The organism is Thiocapsa rosea (genome assembly GCF_003634315.1).
GTDB lineage: Bacteria > Pseudomonadota > Gammaproteobacteria > Chromatiales > Chromatiaceae > Thiocapsa > Thiocapsa rosea.
On record NZ_RBXL01000001.1, the window covers coordinates 5,847,661 to 5,867,743 of the forward strand.

Here is a 20,083-nt window from a genome sequence, read left to right on the forward strand (position 1 = left end):
CTGTGGGTCGATCCTGTCGGAGAAACGCTGATGGTAGGCTCGAAACGAGCAGGTGAAGTGGCCGTCGATCTAGGAGTCTATTGCGCCGGCAGACCAAGCGGCAAGAACAGACGCTCGGGCCTGTCCGGCAGCACGTTTAATCCAAAGCGCTCGTAGAACCCCTTTGCCCGATCGGCCTTCGCATCGACAACGAGGGCATGAATCCCGATCGTCGCGCCGGCGCTCATCGCGCGCTTGACCGCGTCGGCCAAGAGCAAGCGACCGATTCCCTGACCGTGGGCGTCGCGCGAGACCGCCAACCGCCCGAGGAGTGCAGCCGGCACCGGTTGTTTGGGCAGGCGACGGGCCAGTGTGCGCGGAAGCAGACCGACATCGACGGACAGGGCACTGAGGGTATAGAAGCCGAGGATCGTCCGAGGATCCGATCCGGTGCAGACGAAGACACGGGCGATGCGCCTTCGGACATCCTGACCCGCGCGCTGCTTGAGGTACTGATCGAGAACCGCCTCGCCGCATGAAAAAACCGCTCGTTCATGCTCCGGACCCAGCGGCTCGACAACGAGGGACTTCGGGGCCGTCATCGCGAGTCGACACGGCGAACGTGCTCCTCCAGTGCCGCCGAAAGCTCGGGGCTCATCGCGGGCGGATTCGCGAGTCGATCGAAGAAGACCTCCGCATCGCGGCAGCTCAAGACCATGGTCTCATGCTCCGAGATGACTTGCTGCGCGCGCATGAGGGCCGTCCCGAGAACGTAGCGACTGAGGGTCTGCCCTTCCAGCATGGCCGCCCGCTCAAGTCGTTGTTTCGACGCGGCATCGAGCCGAAGGTTGATCCGCTCGGTCTTGGAAACGCTGGCTGTCGGCATGCCCGGACCTCGCTGGGTATTGGTGATTTTGTACGTCATTATGGTGCCTCCTGCGCCTTCTGTCGAGCCGCGCCCACATGGCGCCATCGGATCGGTGGCGAGCCTGCACACCTGCGGTTTGACCCGTCCGAAGAGCTGGGGTAACTTAGCTCGACCTCCGAAACACCTCAAACCGCGTCCGGCTAGAACCTGTTGGATTCAACCGAGCGGCGTGATCCAACGAAGCATCGGTTTGCATTCAGGACGCGGTTAAGCGCATGAAAAAGCCAGTCGCTCCGCCCCCGCCTTCGTTCGAGCAATCCCTCGCCGAGCTGGAATCGATCGTCGATGCCCTGGAAAAGGGCGAGATGAGCCTCGAAGAGTCACTGACTGTTTTCGAGCGTGGTATCGGTCTGACCCGTGCCTGCCAACAGGCGCTGGATGTGGCCGAGCAGCGGGTGCGTATCCTTACCGACACTCGGCCCGATACCGGACCCCGTTCCGATCCCGACGCCGATCTAGAGCCTTTCGAATCCAATGACTGACGCCACTCTGGACGACTTCCGCGCGCGCTGCGGCGCTCGCGTCGAGGCCACGCTCGACACGCTTCTGCCGCATGCAAACGTGCAGCCCTTCCGACTGCACGAGGCCATGCGCTACACGGTCCTCGGCGGCGGCAAGCGCATTCGTCCGCTCTTGGCCTATGCCGCCGGCGAGGCACTCGGGGTCGATCCCGTCCTGCTCGACCGCCCGGCCTGTGCCGTCGAGCTGATCCATGCCTACTCCTTGATCCACGACGACCTCCCGGCGATGGACGACGACGATCTGCGGCGCGGGCGCCCGACCTGTCATCGTGCCTTCGACGAAGCAACCGCAATCCTGGCCGGCGATGCACTCCAGACCCTCGCCTTCCAGGCGTTGGCCGAGTCGCCCGGACTGGATGCCGAGAAGCGCATCGCGATGGTCGCAAGCCTCGCGCGTGCCAGCGGGGCACGCGGCATGGTCGGTGGTCAGGCACTCGATCTGGCCGCCGAGGGCAGCGTCTTGGACGTCGCCATGCTTGAGCATATCCACATCCACAAGACGGGCGCCTTGATCAGAGCGGCCGTCCAGATGGGCATTCTCGCTCACAAGGCAACGGACCCGGATCATGCCGAGCGTCTGGATCGCTATGCCAAATGTATCGGTCTCGCCTTTCAGATCCAGGACGATGTGCTCGACGTGGAAGGCGACACCGATCTGATCGGCAAGACGGCCGGTCGCGATCAAGTCCTGGAGAAGGCGACCTACCCGGCCCTCGTCGGGCTGCCCGAAGCGAAGGAAATGGCCGCTGCCTTGATCGCCGATGCGCTCGAGAGCATCGCGGTTTTTTCGTCCGGGGCCGAGCCCCTACGCTGGATCGCAGGCGCACTCATCGGACGCAAGCACTGAGGCGAGCATCTCCTCCGGCAGGAGGATCCACGCCCGAGATCGACACCAAAGATCGACACGGACGATCCGCGCCGGTTTGTCTTGTCGCCCTCAGCCCCCAAATTCCGGGTTTGACACCAAAGACGATCCATCGAGAGAAGTCACATCATGGAGCACGCGCTCGAGCCCAATTGCTGCGCCGCACCCGACAGCATCGACATTGCCGACGTCCAGGGGAGCGCGGACTCACGTCGGATCGCCATCGACAAGGTGGGAATCAAGGACATCCGCCATCCCGTGCGGGTGAGCGATCGCAGCGGCACCGAGCAGCATACGGTCGCCAACTTCAACATGTACGTCTACCTGCCGCACGACTTCAAGGGGACCCACATGTCCCGGTTCGTGCAGATCCTGAACAATCACGAGCGCGAGATCGGCGTGTCCTCCTTCAAGGAGATGCTCACCGAGATGTCGCAGCGACTGGAGTCCGAGGCCGGCCACATCGAGATGCGCTTCCCCTTCTTCGTGAACAAGAAGGCGCCCGTCACCGGCGTGGAGAGCCTGCTCGACTACGAGGTCACCTTCATCGGCGAGATCCAGCAGGGCCTCCCGAGCCTTGAGATCAAGGTCGTCGTGCCCGTCACCAGCCTCTGCCCGTGCTCCAAGAAGATCTCGGCGTACGGCGCCCACAACCAGCGCTCCCATGTGACGGTGCAGGTCCGCTCGCAGGGGCACATCTGGATCGAGGAGCTCATCGAGATGGTCGAGGCGGAGGCATCCTCCGAGCTCTTCGGGCTGCTGAAGCGACCGGACGAGAAGTACGTGACCGAACATGCCTACGACAACCCCAAGTTCGTCGAAGACCTGGTGCGGGACGTCGCCACGCGCTTGAACGAGGATGACCGCGTCACCGCTTACGTGGTCGAGGCCGAAAACTTCGAGTCCATCCACAACCATTCGGCCTACGCCCTGATCGAGCGCGACAAAGACCGCGAGGCCCGCATCGTCGAGGCGACGCTCTGATCCTGCTGCTGCACGGGTTCACCGGCAGCGGCGAGGATTGGTTGGCCTGCTGTCCGGGCCTGAAAGGACGTGCGCTCGCCATCGACCTGCCCGGACATGGCGCCGACTCGGCGCCTGTTCGGCCCTTCCAAGACAGCATCGGCGACATCCTGGGTGCCCTGCCCGACAGCGTCGACGAGGTCGTCGGATACTCCATGGGCGGACGGTTCGCGCTTGGCCTGATGGCGCTCGACCCGGAACGCTTTCTTCGTGCGACGATTATCTCCGCCCATCCGGGTCTCGAAGACGCAGCACAACGTCCCGATCGGCTCACGGTTGACCGAGCGTGGATCCGACGGCTCCTCGACGACGGCATCGACGCGTTCGTGAACGCCTGGGAGTCACAACCCCTGTTCGCGACCCAGGCCGATTTGCCGAGCGCGGTTCTGGAGCGGCAGCGTCTGCGGCGCTTAAGCCAACGACCGAGCGGGCTCGCGGCCTCTCTCGAGCATCACGGGCTCGCGCGCATGCCGAGCCTTTGGGGAGCGTTGACGGCCTTTCCGGGAGAGCTGACCTGGATCGTCGGGGCTTCCGATACGCGCTTTCTCGGAATCGCCCGGGAGGTCGTACGCCGGCGTCCCGCGACGCGACTGCATGTCCTACCCGGCGTCGGCCATAATCCCCTACTCGAGTGCCCCGAGATCTTGAGCGATCTTTTGGTCTAGAATCGCGTCTCCGACGTCGTGCCGCGGATGCGCCTCCCGGTAAGCCGATCACCCGAGGAACGCTTCCCGCGAGGCGACATCGCCAAGAACACATCTAACCGACACCTCGACCCCAAGCCGGAGGAGGAATCCATGCAACACACACCGTCCGAGCCGCAGCCGGCAACACCCGTGTCCGGGCAAACGCCGGGGACCGACCACGTTCGATCCGAGGACAACAACTTGACCGTCATCCTGGGCGAGTGGGGTTTCAAAGCCTTGTTCGCGTTCCTGGGTGCCGCAGCAACGCTGCTCAGCCTGCTCGCACCGCGTCGGCGAGAGCGTTCCTGAGCGACCCCATCGAACAAGGGTTCGGATTCGATCCGAGCTACGGTTACAGCCTAGCGGACCTGCTCTCGGTCGCCCCGCCCGAGGCACCACCCGGATTCGAAGACGTCTGGAGCAAGCGTTACCTTCGCGCCTTGGAAATCGATCCGATGCCGACGCTCGGCATCAGCGACCTCGTCGATCGACGGTTCCGCATCGACGAGATCGCCTATCGCTCCACCGACGACTTCACCATTCGCGGCTGGCTTCTGCAGCCGATCGGGACGGTCCCCGCGTGCGGATTCGTCCTCGGCCACGGCTACGGCGGCATCACCGAGCCGCCGCTGGATCTGCCGAGGGCCGATGCGGTCTATCTCGTGCCGGCCTTTCGCGGGCTCGGTCCGAGTCGACGGCCCCCCATCTCGGAGGAGCCGAGATGGCACGTCCTGCACGACATCGACCGGCGCGACCGTTACATCATCGGGGGTTGCGTGGAGGATGTCTGGACCGGCGTCGGCACCCTGCTGCGCCTCTTCCCCGGCCTGGAGGGGCATATCGGCTATCTCGGCATCAGCTTCGGCGGCGGGATCGGCGCTATGGCACTGCCTTGGGACCGGCGGATCGCGCGCGGGCACCTGAACGTCCCCACCTTCGGCCACCAGCGTCTAAGGCTCGATCTGCCGACGATCGGCAGCGGTACATCCGTTCAAGATTACGCTCGTCTGCACGGTCACGGTCACGTTCTCGAAACCTTGGCGTACTACGATGCCGCTGTCGCCGCGCGGCGCATCACCCAGCCCATGCATGTGGCTGCTGCACGCCTTGACCCCGCGGTCGCGCCGCCGGGCCAGTTCGCGATCTACAACGCGATCCCCGGCGAAAAGCAACTGTTCGTGCTGGAGGCCGGACATGTCGACTATCCCGATCGCGAACGCCAAGAGCAGGAGCTCATGGCGGAGCTGCACGCCTTTTTCGCTGCTCTCTGAGCTGGCGCCGATTCGCTCGACGCCCGCCCGAAGAGTCGCTCGAAGCGGTCCGCGCGGCCGGACGATCGGCGGATGAGACACATCGTGAACCGCGAGTATTACCGCTGGTACAGTCCACGCCTCGGCCGCGAGATGGAGCTGCTCGTCTTCGGGAATGCCGGTGCGAAGGTGCTCGTCTTCCCGACCCGAGACGGTCGCTTCCACGAGTACGAGGACCTGCGTATCGTCGAGGCGCTTCGACCCAAGCTTGAGGCCGGCCAGCTTCAGCTCTACTGCGTCGACAGCATCGACCGGGAAACCTTTTACTGCGGGTGGTGCAACCCGGCGGATCGGATTCGGCGTCACCATGCCTTCGAGGAGTACATCCTCAACGAGGTCATGCCCCTGATGTCGAACAAGAATTCCCATCCCTGCACGATTGCGCATGGGTGCAGCCTAGGCGCCTATCACGCGGCCAACATCGCCTTCCGTCATCCGCACCTGTTTCGGAAGCTGGCGGCCTTCTCCGGCCGCTACGATCTCACGCTCCAGGTCGCCGAATTCCAAGACCTGCTTGGAGGCTATCGCGACGACCTCGTGTATTTCCACACCCCCGCGCACTTCCTGCCGAATCTGGCGTGTCCTTGGCGGTTGGATGCGCTGCGCGGGATGGACATCGTTCTGGTTGTTGGCCAGGACGACCCCTTTCGGGACAACAACCGCCACATCGGCCAAATTCTGCGAGACAAGGGCGCGCGGCCTACACTGCACGAATGGGAAGGTCGCGCGCACCAAGGCCATCACTGGCGGCGCATGGCGCCCCTGTATCTCTAACGTGAGGATTTCCGAAGGGTGTCTCGCCGGCGGACCCACGTAAAGGATCGATCGAGGCCCACAATGAGACCTACCCTGCACTATCTTCGTCGAATCGGATTTTCCGCTCGACAAACGCAATGCGATTCCGGCACCCTTTGATCGTCGCCAACACCTGCTATGATTCAGCGGCGATGTCTTGCCGAAGGCCGCGGACTCGGCCCGGCGAGACGCCGGATAAGGCAGGACCGGATCGACGGAGCACTGGGAAGTGCAGGTTGTTTCACCCAGTGCGCCGTTTGAAACCCGGTGGTCGACGGCGACCGCCGATGCGAGGCAAGACGCGTCACTTCAGTCCGGAGAATCCAGCATGCTGCCACGGCAGTCGATCGACGCCGAGGCAATCGGTCTGGATTGTCCGATTCGTGCGACCAGCAAGGAGAAGAAGCAAGTGAAAACCAAGCAAATCCTGTTCAGTTCCGCTGCGGCACTCGCCATCATGCTCGCCGGCACGGTTGCTGCCGAGCAGCCTGCTACGCCCCTCGTCTCGGGCGACGAGCCGATGAACGTCGGCCAAGAGGCTCAGATCACGGCTCCGACCCCGGATGCGAAGGCGCAGGAAAAAACCGGCGAGATGCTCAAGAAAGAGAGCGAGGAGCTGACCGGAGACTACCCGACCGATCAAGGCGCCGAGGGACAGGTCAAGGATCCGACCCCCAACGCAGCCGAGCAGGCCGCAACACAAGAGGCACTCGAGAAGGAAGACGCTTCCGGTGCCATCAGCGGCAAGTACGAGTAGTCCTCTGCTTGATCCCGGCTTCGGTCGCGCACGCGATCCGAGCCGCCGGGATCGCCCGGGGAACCCCGCACAACTCGGGTGTTCCCCTCATGGTTTTCCTTTCTCGATCGCCGCGCGACCTCGTCCTTCGCGATCAGAGGTCGTCCCGCACCCGCCTGCCGCGTCCCGAAGCCTCCGCAATGCCTTCGCCACCATGACTCCGCAACGACCATCGGGGATACGCACATGACCCAAAGTTGTCGCGCCGGTGGTGCCGAGGTCGGCTTGACGTTCGTAGGAGACGACTCGAACCCGACCCCCGCCGCCCCGATCACCTGCGAGACCTGCGCCGCCAGTTGTTGCCGTTTGGAGGTGTGGTGCCTCACCGACACCGGCGTCCCCGGCCACCTCACCGTCACCGATCATTTCGGCCGTACCCTCATGGACCGGCTCGACGACGGCTGGTGTGCGGCACTGGACCGCGACACCATGCTGTGCCGAATCTACGCGCAACGGCCCTTGGTCTGTCGCGAGCTGGAGGTCGGCAGCCCCGAGTGCCTTGCGGAGCGCGGTTAGAGCCCGGGCTTTCGCTCCCGACGAGATCGTCAGGCCGGCGCACCAGTCCCCCGATGCAGCACGTCGACCACTTCACCCCCGTCGCCGACGACTATGCCGTCTTCCGACCCCGCTACCCCGAAGCGCTGCTCGCATGGCTTGCCGACCTTGCGCCCGCGCGACGCTGCGCTTGGGATTGCGCCACCGGCAGCGGACAGGCCGCCGTGGAGCTGGCACGCCACTTCGAGCACGTCATCGCCACCGATATCAGCGAAGCCCAACTCGCGGCAGCCATACCGCACCCGAGAATCCTCTACCGCCGCGGACCCGCGGAGGCTTGCGGATTGCCGGACCGCTCGGTCGACCTTGTCACCGTGGCGCAAGCGCTGCACTGGCTCGACCTCGGGCGATTCTATGCCGAGGTCCGACGCGTCCTGCGACCCGACGGCCTCTTGGCCGTCTGGAGCTACGGCCTCCTCGAGACAGACGACGCGGCCATCAACGGCTGCATCCGAGAGGACTATCATGCGATCATTCAACCTTTCTGGCCGGATGAGCGTCGGCACGTCGAGAACGGCTACCGTTCGCTGGATTTCCCCTTCCCCGAGATCCAGGCACCGGCATTCGCGCTGACGGCCGATTGGACCCTCGACGCCTTGCTCGGCTATCTGCGCAGCTGGTCGGCCACCGCACGCTACCGAGCCGCGAACGGGGGCGATCCGGTCGCCGCGTTCGGAACGCGTCTGGCGCCGGTCTGGGGCCGTCCCGAGACGTGCCGCACCATCAGGTGGCCTTTGTCGCTGCGGGTCGGACGTGCGACCGAGCGTCGGATCGAAGGATCAACCTTAAACCGCGCCTCACCGAGATCAAGGACATCTCCGAAGCCAAACGCAACATAAAAATGACGCATATCGCTCTGGACGCGGTTTAGGTTGAGAGAATCCACATGGCACAACAACTGATCAAGGTTCCACCGACCAAGAACACGCTCCTACGCTTGAAGAAGCAGGAGAAGTTTCTCGAGGAAGGCCACGACCTGCTCGAACGCAAGCGCGAGCTGCTGACGCGACTCGTCTACGAGCGCATCGGCGAGTACCGACGGCTTCGGGACGCGTCGGAGAAGGCGCTCGCCGAGGCCTATCGCTGTCTCAGCATCACCCATCTGCGCATGGGCAGCCGCGGGATCCATCAAGCCGCGCTCGGCTCGGAGCTGGCCCTGACGGTCGACATCCTGCCGCGCCGCGCGCTCGGCGTGGAATATCCTGCCGTGACCAGCGAGCGCATCCCGCTCAAGCCGGTCGGCCTGTTGGGGACGGACGCGAGCTTCGACACCACCCGCGAGAACCTCTCCAACGCCTGCGTGCTGCTCGCGCGTCTTGCCGAGGTCGAGACCGCTCTGCACCGCCTGATGGAAGAGCAACGCAAGGCCCAGAAGCGGGTCAACGCGCTGAAATACAACATCATTCCGCTGTATCGGCGGACCATCCACTTCATCCAGTCCTCGCTCGAAGAAGAGGAGCGCAACACGCTCTTCCAGGTCAAGCTGCTGCGGCAACGGGCCGAGGCATAAGGAGTCGTCCACCGCCATGCCCGAATTCCCGCGCAAGGTTCTCGGTTTGCTTTTGATCCTGGCCGCCGTCGGCGTCGCATCCTGGCAGACGCTGGCGGTCTCCTGCTCGTCGCCTGCTTCTGCCGCAACCGCCGAGACCGCTCGGCACGACGCCGCGCCACGCTGAGCCTAGGGAGACGTTGCCATGATCCGCGTGACTCTGCTGGCCGCGATCTTGACCGCGATCGCCATCCTGATCCTGGTGATTCGCTCCAAGCTCATCGGCACCGACGACCATCGGCGTTCGATCCAGGCCCAACCGAATCCGGCACAGGGCCTCTTGATGTTCCTGTTGACGCTGCCGGTCATGATCGCCGCGGTCGTCGCCATGGCGCGCGGGCTCTTGGTGCCGATGATCGGCAACGCACTCGGTTACGGCCTGCTCCTGGGCGGGGCCTGGTTGCTGTGGCGCGGGATGGTCTCGGAAGCCGCCTACGAGCGCCGTCTCGTCGCCAAGACGCCTTGGCCGCTCAAGTCAACGGGCGGCGTGCTGATCGGCTTGGGGACGGGTCTCACCGCCTGGCTCGGTGTCGGGCATCATCCGGGCATCGCCTTCGCCTTCGGGCTCGTGGCCCTGCTCGGGTGCCGGCTCTTCTACGGGACCGATCCAGGTGCAGCCAAGCGGGTGACGGCAGCCTCCGGGCTGGACACCACGGATCAAGTCCTTGCCGCCCTGGCGCAAGCCGAGCGCTCGATCGCTGCGGTGGAGCAGTCGAGCCGCGACATCCGACAACCCGAGCTCAATCAGCGCCTGCGGCGCGTCGCTGTGCTCGCCCGCGAGATCCTGACCTTGCTGGAAGAGGACCCGCGGGATCTGCGCCGTGCCCGCAAGTTTTTGAACGTCTATCTCGACGGCGTACAGCGTGTCGTCGAAGGCTACGCGAGGACACACCGGCGCGCCGCATCGCCCGATCTCGACGCCAACTTCCGTCGTGTCCTGACGAGCATCGAGGAGGTGTTCCAGGAGCAGCGACAGAAGCTCTTGGAGTCCGACATCATGGACTTGGACGTGCAGATCGAGGTGCTGACAAGCCAGTTGAAGCGCGAAGGGCTCCTATGAACCGCGTCGCATGAACCGCGTCGAGGAGCGATCCTGAAATGTCGATGCGCTACGCAGCCTTACTGCATTCCAAAAAGGTCGAGGCGACGCGGTTCAGAGGGCAAAGGCTCTTGAGCCAAACCGTCGCGGAATTTTTCGTTGACGTGGTCGTCCGGAATCCGATTACGACAACGACAACGACAACGAGTAGAGCCTTCGACCCCTTTTCCTGGTTCCGGCTCTGCCGGTCGATCCTTTTCCGGAAATCACCCGACCACTAGCCACTCACTCCGGACGCGGTTTAATCGCCATCTCGATTACCTTCGACACGGCCGCGAATCCAAAGGTCGCGGTCACGAAGCTTGCCGACCCGTAGCCAAGGCGGCAGTCGAGCGAGACGCCGCTGATACCGGGCTTCTGATAGCTTACACATCCATCCGCGCGCGGATAGACCGGTTGTTCCAGCGAGTAGACGCAGTCGACCCTGAAACGCCGTTTCGGGTCGCGCGGGAATCCATAGGCCTCGCGCAAGCGCCGCCGCACCTTCGAGGCCAGCGGGTCATGCTCCGTTCGGCTCAGATCGGCCACCCTGACCGCGGTCGGGTCGCGGCGCCCGCCCGCACCCCCGGTCGTGACGATGGGGATCGTGTGCAGCTTGCAATATGCAATCATCGCTGCCTTGAAACGGATGCTGTCGATCGCGTCGATGACCGCGTCATAGCCGCGGCTTAGATACGCCTCGAGTGTCCGATCGGTGATGAAATCGCGGATCGGCTCGCACCGGCAAAGCGGATGGATGTCTCGGATGCGCTCGGCCATCACCTCGACCTTCGCCCGATCAAACTGGCTGGTCATGGCATGGCTCTGGCGATTCACATTCCCCGCCTCGATGGTGTCGTCGTCGATCAGGGTGATGGCGTCCACCCCGGTGCGCGCGAGCGCCTCTGCCGCCCAAGATCCCACCCCGCCAACACCGACGACACAGACATGCAGGGCCGCAATCCGCGCGCTCTCCGCGGAGCCGTAAAGCCGAGCGATCCCACCGAAGCGCGCCTCGCGCCCTACCGAAATCTCTGCATCAAGCTGCGCGGGAGTGTCTAATCTTTCCATCGCCGCATCATCCTCGATCGACGCCCGGACTGAAAGCGTCCGGTCAAAACGGGCACGAACCCGCAACCCACACCGTAGTTCTCCGAAATCCCTGATCTCCTGAACCGCGTCCCCTCCGACAGCCCTCGAAAAACACGAGGTCGAAAACACCGACGCCGGATCGGAGGACTCCGAACGCGGTTCAGTGCTTGACATCCCGGGATTTTTCTCTAGATTGTTAGCACTCGATCCGACCGAGTGCTAACAGCCCGTCGAGATCGCGAACTTTCGGTTTTATCGCTCACGGAGTCACCTGATTTATGAACCTACGTCCTTTGCATGACCGTGTCGTCGTTCGCCGTAAGGAAGAGGAGCGCACCTCCGCCGGCGGCATCCTGATCCCGGATTCGGCGGCCGAGAAGCCGATTGAGGGCGAAGTCATCGCCGTCGGCAACGGCAAGCTGTTGGACAACGGCGAGATCCGCCGCCTGGATGTGAAGGTCGGCGACCGCGTGTTGTTCGGAAAATATTCCGGCACGGAGGTCAAGCTCTCCGAGGAGAAGCTGCTGGTGATGCGCGAAGACGACATCATGGGCGTCATCGAATAGCCGGCATCCGCCCGCTTCCGCCACACCCCCATTTCGCTTTACCGAGGCAAGCCATCCATGAGTGCAAAACAGATTTCCTTCAGCGAACAAGCCCGTGCCCGGATGCTCCGCGGCGTCGACATCCTTGCCAACGCGGTCAAGGTCACCTTAGGTCCGAAGGGCCGCAACGTCGTCATCGAGAAGTCCTGGGGCGCCCCGACCGTCACCAAGGACGGTGTGTCCGTCGCCAAGGCGATCGAGCTGAAAGACAAGCTTGAAAACATGGGCGCGCAGATGGTCAAGGAGGTCGCCTCCAAGACCTCCGATATCGCCGGCGACGGCACCACCACCGCCACCGTGCTGGCTCAGGCCATGGTCCGCGAAGGCATGAAGGCCGTGGCTGCCGGCATGAATCCGATGGATATCAAGCGCGGCATCGACAGGGCTGTCGAGGCATCCGTGACCGAACTCAAGGCGCTCTCGCGTCCCTGCTCGACCAACAAGGAGATCGCCCAGGTCGGAACCATCTCGGCCAATTCGGACGACTCGATCGGCCAGATCATCGCCGAGGCGATGGAGAAGGTCGGCAAGGAAGGCGTCATCACCGTCGAGGAAGGCAAGTCGCTGCAGAACGAACTCGAGCTGGTCGAGGGTATGCAGTTCGACCGCGGTTATCTCTCGCCCTACTTCATCAACAATCAGCAGAGCCAGAAGGCCGAGCTGGATGCGCCCTACATCCTGCTCTACGACAAGAAGATCTCCAACATTCGCGACCTGCTCCCCGTGCTCGAGGCCGTCGCCAAGGCCGGCAAGCCGTTGTTGATCGTCGCCGAGGATGTCGAAGGCGAGGCGCTGGCGACCCTGGTGGTGAACAACCTGCGCGGCATCCTCAAGGTCTGTGCGGTTAAGGCCCCGGGCTTCGGCGATCGTCGCAAGGCGATGCTGCAGGATCTCGCCATCCTCACCGGCGGCACCGTGATCTCCGAAGAGGTCGGTCTGTCGCTCGAGAAGGCGACCTTGAACGACCTGGGCTCGGCCAAGACCGTCCAGATCGCCAAGGAGGACACCGTCGTCATCGACGGCGCCGGCTCGCACGACGAGATCAAGGGCCGTTGCGATCAGATCCGCAGTCAGATCGAGGACACCACCTCCGACTACGATCGCGAGAAGCTGCAAGAGCGTCTCGCCAAGCTGGCCGGCGGTGTGGCCGTGGTCAAGGTCGGCGCGGCCACCGAAATGGAGATGAAGGAAAAGAAGGCGCGTGTGGAAGACGCCCTGCACGCCACCCGTGCTGCGGTCGAGGAAGGTATCGTCCCCGGCGGCGGTGTAGCCCTGATCCGTGCCATCGGTGCAGTCGTGGGACTGAAAGGCGCCAACACCGACCAAGATCTCGGCATCGCCATCGCGCGCCGCGCCCTGGAAGAGCCGCTGCGTCAGATCGTCACCAACGCAGGCGACGAGGCATCCGTGGTCATGAGCAAGGTCGCCGAGGGCACCGCCAGCTTCGGCTACAATGCGGCGACCGGCGAGTATGGCGACATGATGGACATGGGTATCATCGATCCGACCAAGGTGACCCGCACGGCGCTTCAAAACGCCGCGTCCATCGCCGGCTTGATGATCACCACCGAAGCCATGGTGGCCGATGAGCCCAAAAAGGATAAGGGCGCCCCTGCACCGGGCGGCGGCATGGACGATATGGACTACTAAAACCGTCGCCAAGCCGATGCCCGGTCCGATGCGAGCGCCGTCTCGTATCGGACCCTGCCTCGGCAAGGGCGATCGACGTCACGACAAAGGAGCCGCAAGGCTCCTTTGTCGTTCCGGTTCAAGGAAACCGCGGATCCGATCGCGCTAACCCGAAACATGCCAAGCGGGATACCATGTGCGGCCGACCGAACACAGGCAATCGCGCCTCAGCATCGGAAGCCCCACCGTGAGCCAGCGCAACGTTTCTTTATCGGGTTGGTGGCGGTTCTGGAGAGATCCGGATCGCAGCTTGGCGGCACTCCTCCTGCTGCTCATGCTCTACATCCTTGTCGTCACGCCGATGTACGGCACACCGCTGGCGGACGGAGGACTGATCAGCATCACCTTTTCGTTGATCCTGCTCACCGGCGTCTTCGCCACGGCGCAATATCATGCCACCCGGTTCGGCATCGTGATCATCGCCTTGATGGCCTTCGCCTCGCACTGGGTTCACTTCGTCGTCGGCGGGACGATCATCCATCTGGTCGATACGGCGGGAGCGATCCTCTTTTTCATGACTCAGGCCTACTTCACCGTCCAGCGCGTTTTCCGCGAAGGCCCCATCAACAGCTATCGGATCCTCGGCGCGATTGCGGGCTATCTGATCATCGGGATGATCTTCGCAAACATCTACCTCGCCATCGCGCTCGTGTCCCCGGACGCCTTTCGGTTTGCACCCGGCGTTCAAATCAACGAGCCTCCGCTCCCGGAGCTGGTCTATTTCAGCTTCGTGACACTGACGACGGTCGGCTTCGGCGACATCACACCACTCCATCCGATGGCGCGATCGGTTGTCGCGACGGAGGCCCTGATCGGACAGCTCTACCCCGCGATTCTGATCGCGCGCCTGGTCACCCTTTACCGTCGCGACCCCTGAACCAGGATCCGAAGGGATACCCAACACCCCGGCCCGGGGCGTCGTGTCACATCGCAGGAAAGCGAGACATGTAGTCGATCACGACTTGGATGTCCTCGTCCCGATAGTCCTTACTGACCTCCCACATCTCCGGATTGGCATTCCGACGCTTGCCGCCGCGGATGTCGTGCATCTGGCGCAGGAGGTAGAGGTAATGTTGTCCGGCCACGCGCGGATAGAAGTTGGCCGGATCCCCTTCCCCTGCCGGGCCGTGGCACTCGATGCAGTCGCGCGCATAGAGCGATCGGCCACGCTCTAGGTCCGTTCCCGGGCCGATCCCGTGCTCCTCGGGAACAGGTAATGCGCTCAAATACGAGGCAATGTCCGCAAGCTCCTGCGTCGTGACGACGTGCTCCTCGGCGAAGGGATACATCTTGCGGTTGTCGCGGATACCCGCCCGGACATCGGCTAATTGTTTGATCAAGACCGAGGCATGTTGACCGGCCAGACGCGGATAGGTCCCGTCGACCTCCCCGAGGGCCTCCAGACCGTGGCATCCCTGACAGACCTCGAACGCGATCTCCCCCCGGAGCGGATCTCCCTTGGCCTGGAGTGCGAGGAGCTTCTCGCCGCGCATCTCGTTCCAGACGTAGCCCGGCGATTCGAAGCCCGGCGCGACGGGTTGCTTGGGCTCGTCGCCGGCCTGGGCCGAGCAGGCGGCAAAGAAGACGATCACTGCGATGATCCTGGACATGATGCTCTCTCCACTCATGGCTGCCCCGGCGTCACGGCCATACCGGCGATATACTCGGACACGGCGCGCATCTCTTCCTCGTTCATCCGACCGGCGACCGTGCGCATCAGCCTGCCGCGATCGTTGGTCCGGATGTCGTGATCGAAGTTTCGCATCTGTTGCAACGTATAGGCGGGATCCTGTCCCGCGAGCAGAGGGGAGCGCGGTGTGCCCGTACCGTCCGGTTTATGGCATCCGGCGCAGGCTGGGACACCGGCCTCCTTATTGCCTTGGTGGTACAGCACCCGTCCCTCTTCGACGAGTGCGGGGTTCGTCACCACACCCGAGGTGCGACGCTGGCCGCTGAAGTAGGTCGCCAAGGCGAACAGCTCGGCCTGCGAATACTTCTCCGCGATCGGCTTCATCACGTCGCTCTTGCGTGTCCCGTTCGCGAGCTCGACGAGCTGCTTGGCAAGGTACTCCTGCTGAATGCCCGCCAGCTTCGGGAAGCTCGGTACAGGTCCATTCCCGTCCATGCCGTGACAGGCCACGCACTCGGCCGCGACGATCGCCTTGGCATCCCGTGCCTCGACTTGCGCAATGGGTCCGGCGATCAACGGAATCACCGTCAACATGGTCGTCATCTTCACCCGTCCTATTGGATTGGTCGGAATTGAAGTCGGCTGTCTTTGGTTGTCGAAGTACACTCTCAACACTTGATCCCCCGGTATCCCGATCGCTGTCGGTGCGGATGCACCCATCGTCTGACGGCGTCGCCTAAACCGCGCCCAACGCGATATGCGTCGTTTGTTGGTTTGGCTTGGCCGTGCCGGCTCCGACAACCGTCGGCGCCGGCGCGGTTTAAAAGATTGAAAAATGTTAAATTTTAAACCGCGTCTCACCGAGATCGAGGACATCTCCGAAGCGAAACACAATTTGAAAATAACGCAAGTCGCTCTGGACGCGGTTTAAGATCAGAACGTTACCTGCACAAAGAGACCCGCGACGCTGGCGCTGTAGTCCTGCGGACCCGAGTCCAGATAGAGGGTATTCGCCGTCGGCATCGGATTCTCGTACACGCCGTCGTAATGCCAGTCGTCGATCGAGCCTGTTTCGTAGCGGTACAGCGCCCTGACGGCGACGGATTTATTGATGGGCACGATCACGTTCAGATCCGCAAACTGCTGAGTTGTATTCAGGTTCGGCATGCCCGAGCCAATGAGTGCCAAGGTATCCGGATTGGTGATTCCGAGCGCATTTGGATTGTAGTTGTAGCCGATCTTGGTCACTCCGGCGGTATAGGTATAGTCGAGTTCGACCCTGGCCCAGCCGAAATCGTAACGTCCTCCGATGCCGAAGGTGTGGTTGTAGTCGTCGCTCTCCACGCTCCAGGCCCGAGCGCTGTTGTAGAGCGGATTGACCGGTGATTCGTCACCGCAGAGACTGTGCCAGTTCGTCCCGCTGACACGGGTCTGATCACGTAATCTCGCCCCGCTGCTGACCGGAGGAGGTGCGATACCGGTTGTATTGGTCACAATCGATCCATCGGAATAGAAGTAATAGTAGTTCCCGATGACGCACCCGAGTGACTGAATCCCGCTCTGCTTCATATTGCCTTGTTGGTATGTATAGAATCCATACAGACCCAGATTCGCGCTGGGTTGGTAGTTCACGTCGAGACTGGCGGATCCGATCCTGTATCGATCGGTACGACCGATATCCGAGGCCGGATAGTCATTGTTCTGATACTGAAGGACGAGACCGACGTCGATGGCCTCGGTGGCAATCACATTCAATCGACCGTTCAAAGTTGTCTGATCCCGATCGGCAAGATCGAACTTTCGCAACCCGGACGGCGAATGGATCCAGCTCGCGACATTGGTGCCGTTGGCAAACGGCGCGGGTCCGAAGATCGCACTGCTAGCGTTTGGATCCGCCTCGACGTTGTAGCTGTCTCCACGACGCTCGGCGTACTCAGCCGAGACGCGGATGGTGCCGAAGCTGAACCCGCGATTGGTATAGCCGAGCTCGAGGCTGTTCTCCCACGTCTTGTCGCGCTCGCGATAGGAGCGGTCGAACTCCTCGCGCTCCAGCGACAGGTTCAGGCTGGACGCCCTGCCGAGGTCGTAGTCGCCCGACAATACATAGTTCATCTGTTTATAGTCGTAGGGTGTATTGCGAATCTTGACGTTCCCCGCGCTCGGGACGAGACCGAGCGCCTGGACGGCGGCCACATTGCATCCGGCCTGATTGTAGGCGGTGTTGAGGGTACCGATCGGATTGTTGCCCGCGGTGGCATTCGGCACGACAAAGGACCCGCCGCTGCCGTCGTTCAGGAGGCGACCCCACTGACCGGTCAAGGGATTACAGGCGAAGAACTCGGTCTTGTTCTCGGTCTCGTAGTAACGGATCTTGCCCTCGACATCGAGCTTGTCGGTCGGACTCATCACCAGACCCAAGCTGAAGAGCTGAGTATTGATCTCCGCATCTGCCGACTGCTTGGAGTTGGCCCGCGTGGTATTCCATAGGTTTTCCGTGCTGACCCCGTTGATGTTGCCTCCGGCCAATGAAAAGGTGGTCGGTGCAATGAGGTCGTCGTCCTGCTTCATCCAAGCCAAAGAGGCGACAGCGGTCAGCCTGGCCTTGTAAAAATCCGGGAAGTTGCGACCATATTCGCCCAGGATGTTGTAGTAGTCATTGTCGGGATAGAGGTCATAGCGCCCGCTGGTGAATGTGGTCGGGGCCATTCCGGTGATGGTATTGGTCGTAATGAACAGTGGATTCTCGAAGGTCATCGTCCCGGTACGGTTGCGGAACAGAGACGCCTCGGCTTGGAGATTGAGATTATTCAAACCGTCGTCGAACCTCAGTCCGGCGATGAAATTCTGGGTTTCGTAGTCGATTGACTCGGGAATCTCGACGTTTCCGCCGCCGCCTCCCCCTCCGAACACCGCACCGAACGGTCGGGATCCTTCGCGATTCTCGAGGTTGTAACCGCCGAAGATGCGCCACTCGTTCGTCAGATACTTTTCAACGTTGAAGCCGCCTTGTTTACGGACGAGGCCGAGCTCGGTCTCTTCGACTTGAGTCAAGGTGTCCTGAATCGTCGCTTGCGTCGTCGCTGCGTTGCCGGTTCCTCCCGGCGTGAGTCCGACCAAGTTCAGATCCTTGCTACCCTCGCCGCTCCAAATAAGACGGTAGCTGCTCGTGAACTCATGCGGTATCTCGGTGTAGAAGAGATCAAGCTTCCAATCATTGAATCGGCCGGCCTTGGCTCCGATGAATTGGTCGCTGTAACCGATCCCGCCCCCGTAGGTTTCGAAGAACAGCGCCGTACCCGGCTGGCTGGCCTGGAAGTTGAAGTTGTTGAGGTATGGACCTGAGTCAAGATCCTTATACTGCCGGAACCAGGCATTGTCGGTGTCGCCGAAGACACCGAGTCCACCGAGCTCCGCTTGGCCCGAATAGAGCCAGCCGGATTGCGTTTCCTTGGTCTGCAGCGGCAACTTCGGCCAGCCAAGCAAAAAACCAGTGGGCGAGCGGGGATAAGCCTGGGCGTCCAGACCCTCGGGGTCGCGCGCCGGAACCGTATTCAGGAACCCGGGGTTGAGGGCATTGCCGAGTACGGTCGGCGTCCCTCTCGGGGCGGCCGAGTCGGCATGCGCCGTCGCGGCCGTCAAGCTCCCCAACGCGGCTCCGACGCAGCACGCCATGGTTTTTGCTCGAAAGGGTTCAATCATATCGGCGCACCTCGGGTACGGTTTCTGCTCGATTAGGCTCGATCGACGGATCGCTCTGCCGCCACGTCAGTCGCATTCGACAAAATCAGCGTTGCCAGCGGGCACCGGAAGGATGATTGCTGCCGTGGATCTGCGTATGGCAGTTCTGGCAGGCACGCCCGATCACCCGTTGACTTGCCGCGCCGCCGGGCTGAAGCGCACTCCCGGCAGTCTGGCTTGCGTTGTAGAAGGTCCCCGGATGAAACATCTGGTTGTGGCACTGTTGGCACAGGAAGGGGCGCGCCGAGACCAAAAGCTTGTCGTGATTGGAGCCATGCGGCAGATGACAGTTGGCGCAATTCTCGCGGACGGGTGCGTGCTCCCATAGGAAGGGACCGCGCTTCTCGGCATGGCAGGTGTAACAGACCTCGTTGAGGCTGTCTTTATTCAACATGGGGCGCGTGCGCGAGCCATGCGGATTATGGCAATCGGCACAGGTCATCTTCCCCTCGGACAAGGGCATGTGCGAGCGCTTCAGAAAGTCGGCGCGCTGTTTGGGATGACAGCTATAGCAGGTCTCGGAGATCGTCTCTTTCCGAAGTGCCCCGTTGATAGAATTTTTGACCATCGGGTTGTGACAGTCGCTGCATGCCACCTTGTTCTTGTCGTGCGTCGAACCGACCCAGTGCAGTCTCTGTCCACCCTGATGACACGACAGGCACTGTGCGTTCTGAATAGCGACAGGTGTCTCCCATTCTCGCGTAAAGCCGATGATCAGGCGCTTGTCCCAGGTCTCCTCGGCGTGCTTGGAGCCAGGACCATGACAGGCCTCGCAGACTTGCGCCTGTTGACTGTTGCGCGGATTATCCCGAAAGGTTTTGGCGTGAAGCGTATGGCTGTATTGCGTATCGACATGCTCATGGCATTCCAGGCACACCTTCTCGCCCACATAGACCGCGTCGACCGGCGCCACGTTGTCGGCCAAACCCTTGCTTTCCGCACCCTGATCCTCGATACCGGCAGAGCGCTGCTGCCCCGTCGGAAGGCACCCGACCATTGTCGCAAGGGCCAATGCGCACAGTGATAAGGCAATGAGACGGGCGTCTCGCGGTAAAGCTCTTGAATCAATACTCATGGCGCTCCCGGGGCTCATTCTTGGCTCAAGCCGGACGATTCTTGATGCCAATTTAGCAAGCCGAGCGAACCATGTATTGTCGCTGGATGACAAGTTTTATGACTAAAACTGTCGTTCACAAACAGCTTATATACAACCTGAACCGCGTCCCCGCTAAGGGCGGTGGATG

23 protein-coding genes are annotated in these 20,083 nt (G+C 62.4%); 16 read left to right on the top strand and 7 right to left on the bottom strand.

Going from position 1 to position 20,083, the window contains the following annotated elements:
* Window positions 1–77: 77 nt before the first annotated feature.
* Complete coding sequence (locus BDD21_RS25965) at window positions 78–581, bottom strand: GNAT family N-acetyltransferase (protein WP_120799624.1); 504 nt, start codon at window positions 579–581, stop codon at window positions 78–80.
* Window positions 578–904 carry a type II toxin-antitoxin system TacA family antitoxin gene (locus tag BDD21_RS25970; RefSeq protein ID WP_170164907.1) on the bottom strand — a complete coding sequence of 109 codons (327 nt, stop codon included), beginning with the start codon at window positions 902–904 and terminating at the stop codon, window positions 578–580. Before BDD21_RS25970 ends, BDD21_RS25965 begins: the two co-directional genes overlap by 4 nt.
* Window positions 905–1,122: 218 nt before the next feature.
* Here BDD21_RS25970 and BDD21_RS25975 point away from each other — a divergent pair, with 218 nt between their 5' ends.
* The 13 genes from BDD21_RS25975 to BDD21_RS26025 all read left to right on the top strand — a co-directional run bounded on the left by BDD21_RS25975 (window position 1,123) and on the right by BDD21_RS26025 (window position 10,067).
* Complete coding sequence (locus BDD21_RS25975) at window positions 1,123–1,389, top strand: exodeoxyribonuclease VII small subunit (RefSeq protein WP_120799626.1); 267 nt, start codon at window positions 1,123–1,125, stop codon at window positions 1,387–1,389.
* Window positions 1,382–2,275, top strand: coding sequence for a (2E,6E)-farnesyl diphosphate synthase (gene ispA, locus BDD21_RS25980; RefSeq protein ID WP_120799627.1), 894 nt, complete (start codon window positions 1,382–1,384; stop codon window positions 2,273–2,275). The genes BDD21_RS25975 and ispA overlap by 8 nt, the downstream gene beginning before the upstream one ends.
* Before the next feature lie 147 nt (window positions 2,276–2,422).
* Window positions 2,423–3,277, top strand: coding sequence for a GTP cyclohydrolase FolE2 (folE2, locus tag BDD21_RS25985; protein WP_120799628.1), 855 nt, complete (start codon window positions 2,423–2,425; stop codon window positions 3,275–3,277).
* Between the two features lie 8 nt (window positions 3,278–3,285).
* A complete protein-coding gene (locus tag BDD21_RS25990; RefSeq protein ID WP_120799629.1) occupies window positions 3,286–3,981 on the top strand; it encodes an alpha/beta fold hydrolase in 696 nt (231 codons plus the stop codon).
* A 132-nt stretch (window positions 3,982–4,113) separates the two neighbouring features.
* Complete coding sequence (locus tag BDD21_RS28125) at window positions 4,114–4,311, top strand: hypothetical protein (protein WP_170164649.1); 198 nt, start codon at window positions 4,114–4,116, stop codon at window positions 4,309–4,311.
* A 59-nt stretch (window positions 4,312–4,370) separates the two neighbouring features.
* A complete protein-coding gene (locus BDD21_RS25995) occupies window positions 4,371–5,273 on the top strand; it encodes an acetylxylan esterase (RefSeq protein ID WP_245969990.1) in 903 nt (300 codons plus the stop codon).
* Between the two features lie 72 nt (window positions 5,274–5,345).
* Window positions 5,346–6,086: an esterase family protein gene (locus tag BDD21_RS26000; protein ID WP_245969849.1), complete on the top strand. Its 741-nt coding sequence runs from the start codon at window positions 5,346–5,348 to the stop codon at window positions 6,084–6,086.
* A gap of 349 nt (window positions 6,087–6,435) precedes the next feature.
* Complete coding sequence (locus tag BDD21_RS26005; protein WP_120799630.1) at window positions 6,436–6,864, top strand: hypothetical protein; 429 nt, start codon at window positions 6,436–6,438, stop codon at window positions 6,862–6,864.
* 225 nt (window positions 6,865–7,089) lie between these two features.
* A complete protein-coding gene (locus BDD21_RS26010) occupies window positions 7,090–7,419 on the top strand; it encodes a YkgJ family cysteine cluster protein (RefSeq protein ID WP_245969851.1) in 330 nt (109 codons plus the stop codon).
* A gap of 53 nt (window positions 7,420–7,472) precedes the next feature.
* On the top strand, window positions 7,473–8,297 hold the full coding sequence (locus BDD21_RS26015) for a class I SAM-dependent methyltransferase (protein WP_120799631.1): 825 nt from the start codon (window positions 7,473–7,475) through the stop codon (window positions 8,295–8,297).
* 47 nt (window positions 8,298–8,344) lie between these two features.
* Window positions 8,345–8,968 carry a V-type ATP synthase subunit D gene (locus tag BDD21_RS26020; RefSeq protein ID WP_120799632.1) on the top strand — a complete coding sequence of 208 codons (624 nt, stop codon included), beginning with the start codon at window positions 8,345–8,347 and terminating at the stop codon, window positions 8,966–8,968.
* A gap of 16 nt (window positions 8,969–8,984) precedes the next feature.
* On the top strand, window positions 8,985–9,134 hold the full coding sequence (locus BDD21_RS28130; RefSeq protein WP_170164908.1) for a hypothetical protein: 150 nt from the start codon (window positions 8,985–8,987) through the stop codon (window positions 9,132–9,134).
* Between the two features lie 18 nt (window positions 9,135–9,152).
* Window positions 9,153–10,067 (top strand): 5-bromo-4-chloroindolyl phosphate hydrolysis family protein, encoded by a 915-nt coding sequence (locus tag BDD21_RS26025; protein ID WP_120799633.1) that lies wholly within the window; start codon window positions 9,153–9,155, stop codon window positions 10,065–10,067.
* Between the two features lie 264 nt (window positions 10,068–10,331).
* Here BDD21_RS26025 and tcdA read toward each other — a convergent pair whose 3' ends face one another.
* Window positions 10,332–11,156 (bottom strand): tRNA cyclic N6-threonylcarbamoyladenosine(37) synthase TcdA, encoded by an 825-nt coding sequence (gene tcdA, locus BDD21_RS26035; RefSeq protein ID WP_120799635.1) that lies wholly within the window; start codon window positions 11,154–11,156, stop codon window positions 10,332–10,334.
* A gap of 299 nt (window positions 11,157–11,455) precedes the next feature.
* Between tcdA and BDD21_RS26040 the strand changes: the two genes are divergently transcribed.
* The 3 genes from BDD21_RS26040 (at window position 11,456) to BDD21_RS26050 (ending at window position 14,348) form a co-directional block, all read left to right on the top strand.
* Window positions 11,456–11,743 carry a co-chaperone GroES gene (locus BDD21_RS26040; protein WP_120799636.1) on the top strand — a complete coding sequence of 96 codons (288 nt, stop codon included), beginning with the start codon at window positions 11,456–11,458 and terminating at the stop codon, window positions 11,741–11,743.
* 57 nt (window positions 11,744–11,800) lie between these two features.
* On the top strand, window positions 11,801–13,432 hold the full coding sequence (gene groL / locus BDD21_RS26045) for a chaperonin GroEL (protein ID WP_120799637.1): 1,632 nt from the start codon (window positions 11,801–11,803) through the stop codon (window positions 13,430–13,432).
* A 289-nt stretch (window positions 13,433–13,721) separates the two neighbouring features.
* Window positions 13,722–14,348 (top strand): potassium channel family protein, encoded by a 627-nt coding sequence (locus tag BDD21_RS26050; protein ID WP_120799638.1) that lies wholly within the window; start codon window positions 13,722–13,724, stop codon window positions 14,346–14,348.
* 46 nt (window positions 14,349–14,394) lie between these two features.
* Here the strand turns inward: BDD21_RS26050 and BDD21_RS26055 are convergent, their stop codons facing one another.
* From BDD21_RS26055 to BDD21_RS26070, 4 genes are all read right to left on the bottom strand, one after another.
* A complete protein-coding gene (locus BDD21_RS26055; protein WP_245969853.1) occupies window positions 14,395–15,081 on the bottom strand; it encodes a c-type cytochrome in 687 nt (228 codons plus the stop codon).
* A 14-nt stretch (window positions 15,082–15,095) separates the two neighbouring features.
* Window positions 15,096–15,704: a c-type cytochrome gene (locus BDD21_RS26060; protein ID WP_170164909.1), complete on the bottom strand. Its 609-nt coding sequence runs from the start codon at window positions 15,702–15,704 to the stop codon at window positions 15,096–15,098.
* 330 nt (window positions 15,705–16,034) lie between these two features.
* A complete protein-coding gene (locus BDD21_RS26065; RefSeq protein WP_120799641.1) occupies window positions 16,035–18,800 on the bottom strand; it encodes an MtrB/PioB family outer membrane beta-barrel protein in 2,766 nt (921 codons plus the stop codon).
* Between the two features lie 85 nt (window positions 18,801–18,885).
* Entirely contained in the window at window positions 18,886–19,764 is an 879-nt protein-coding gene (locus BDD21_RS26070; RefSeq protein ID WP_245969854.1) for a DmsE family decaheme c-type cytochrome, read from the bottom strand.
* Window positions 19,765–20,083 lie beyond the last annotated feature (319 nt).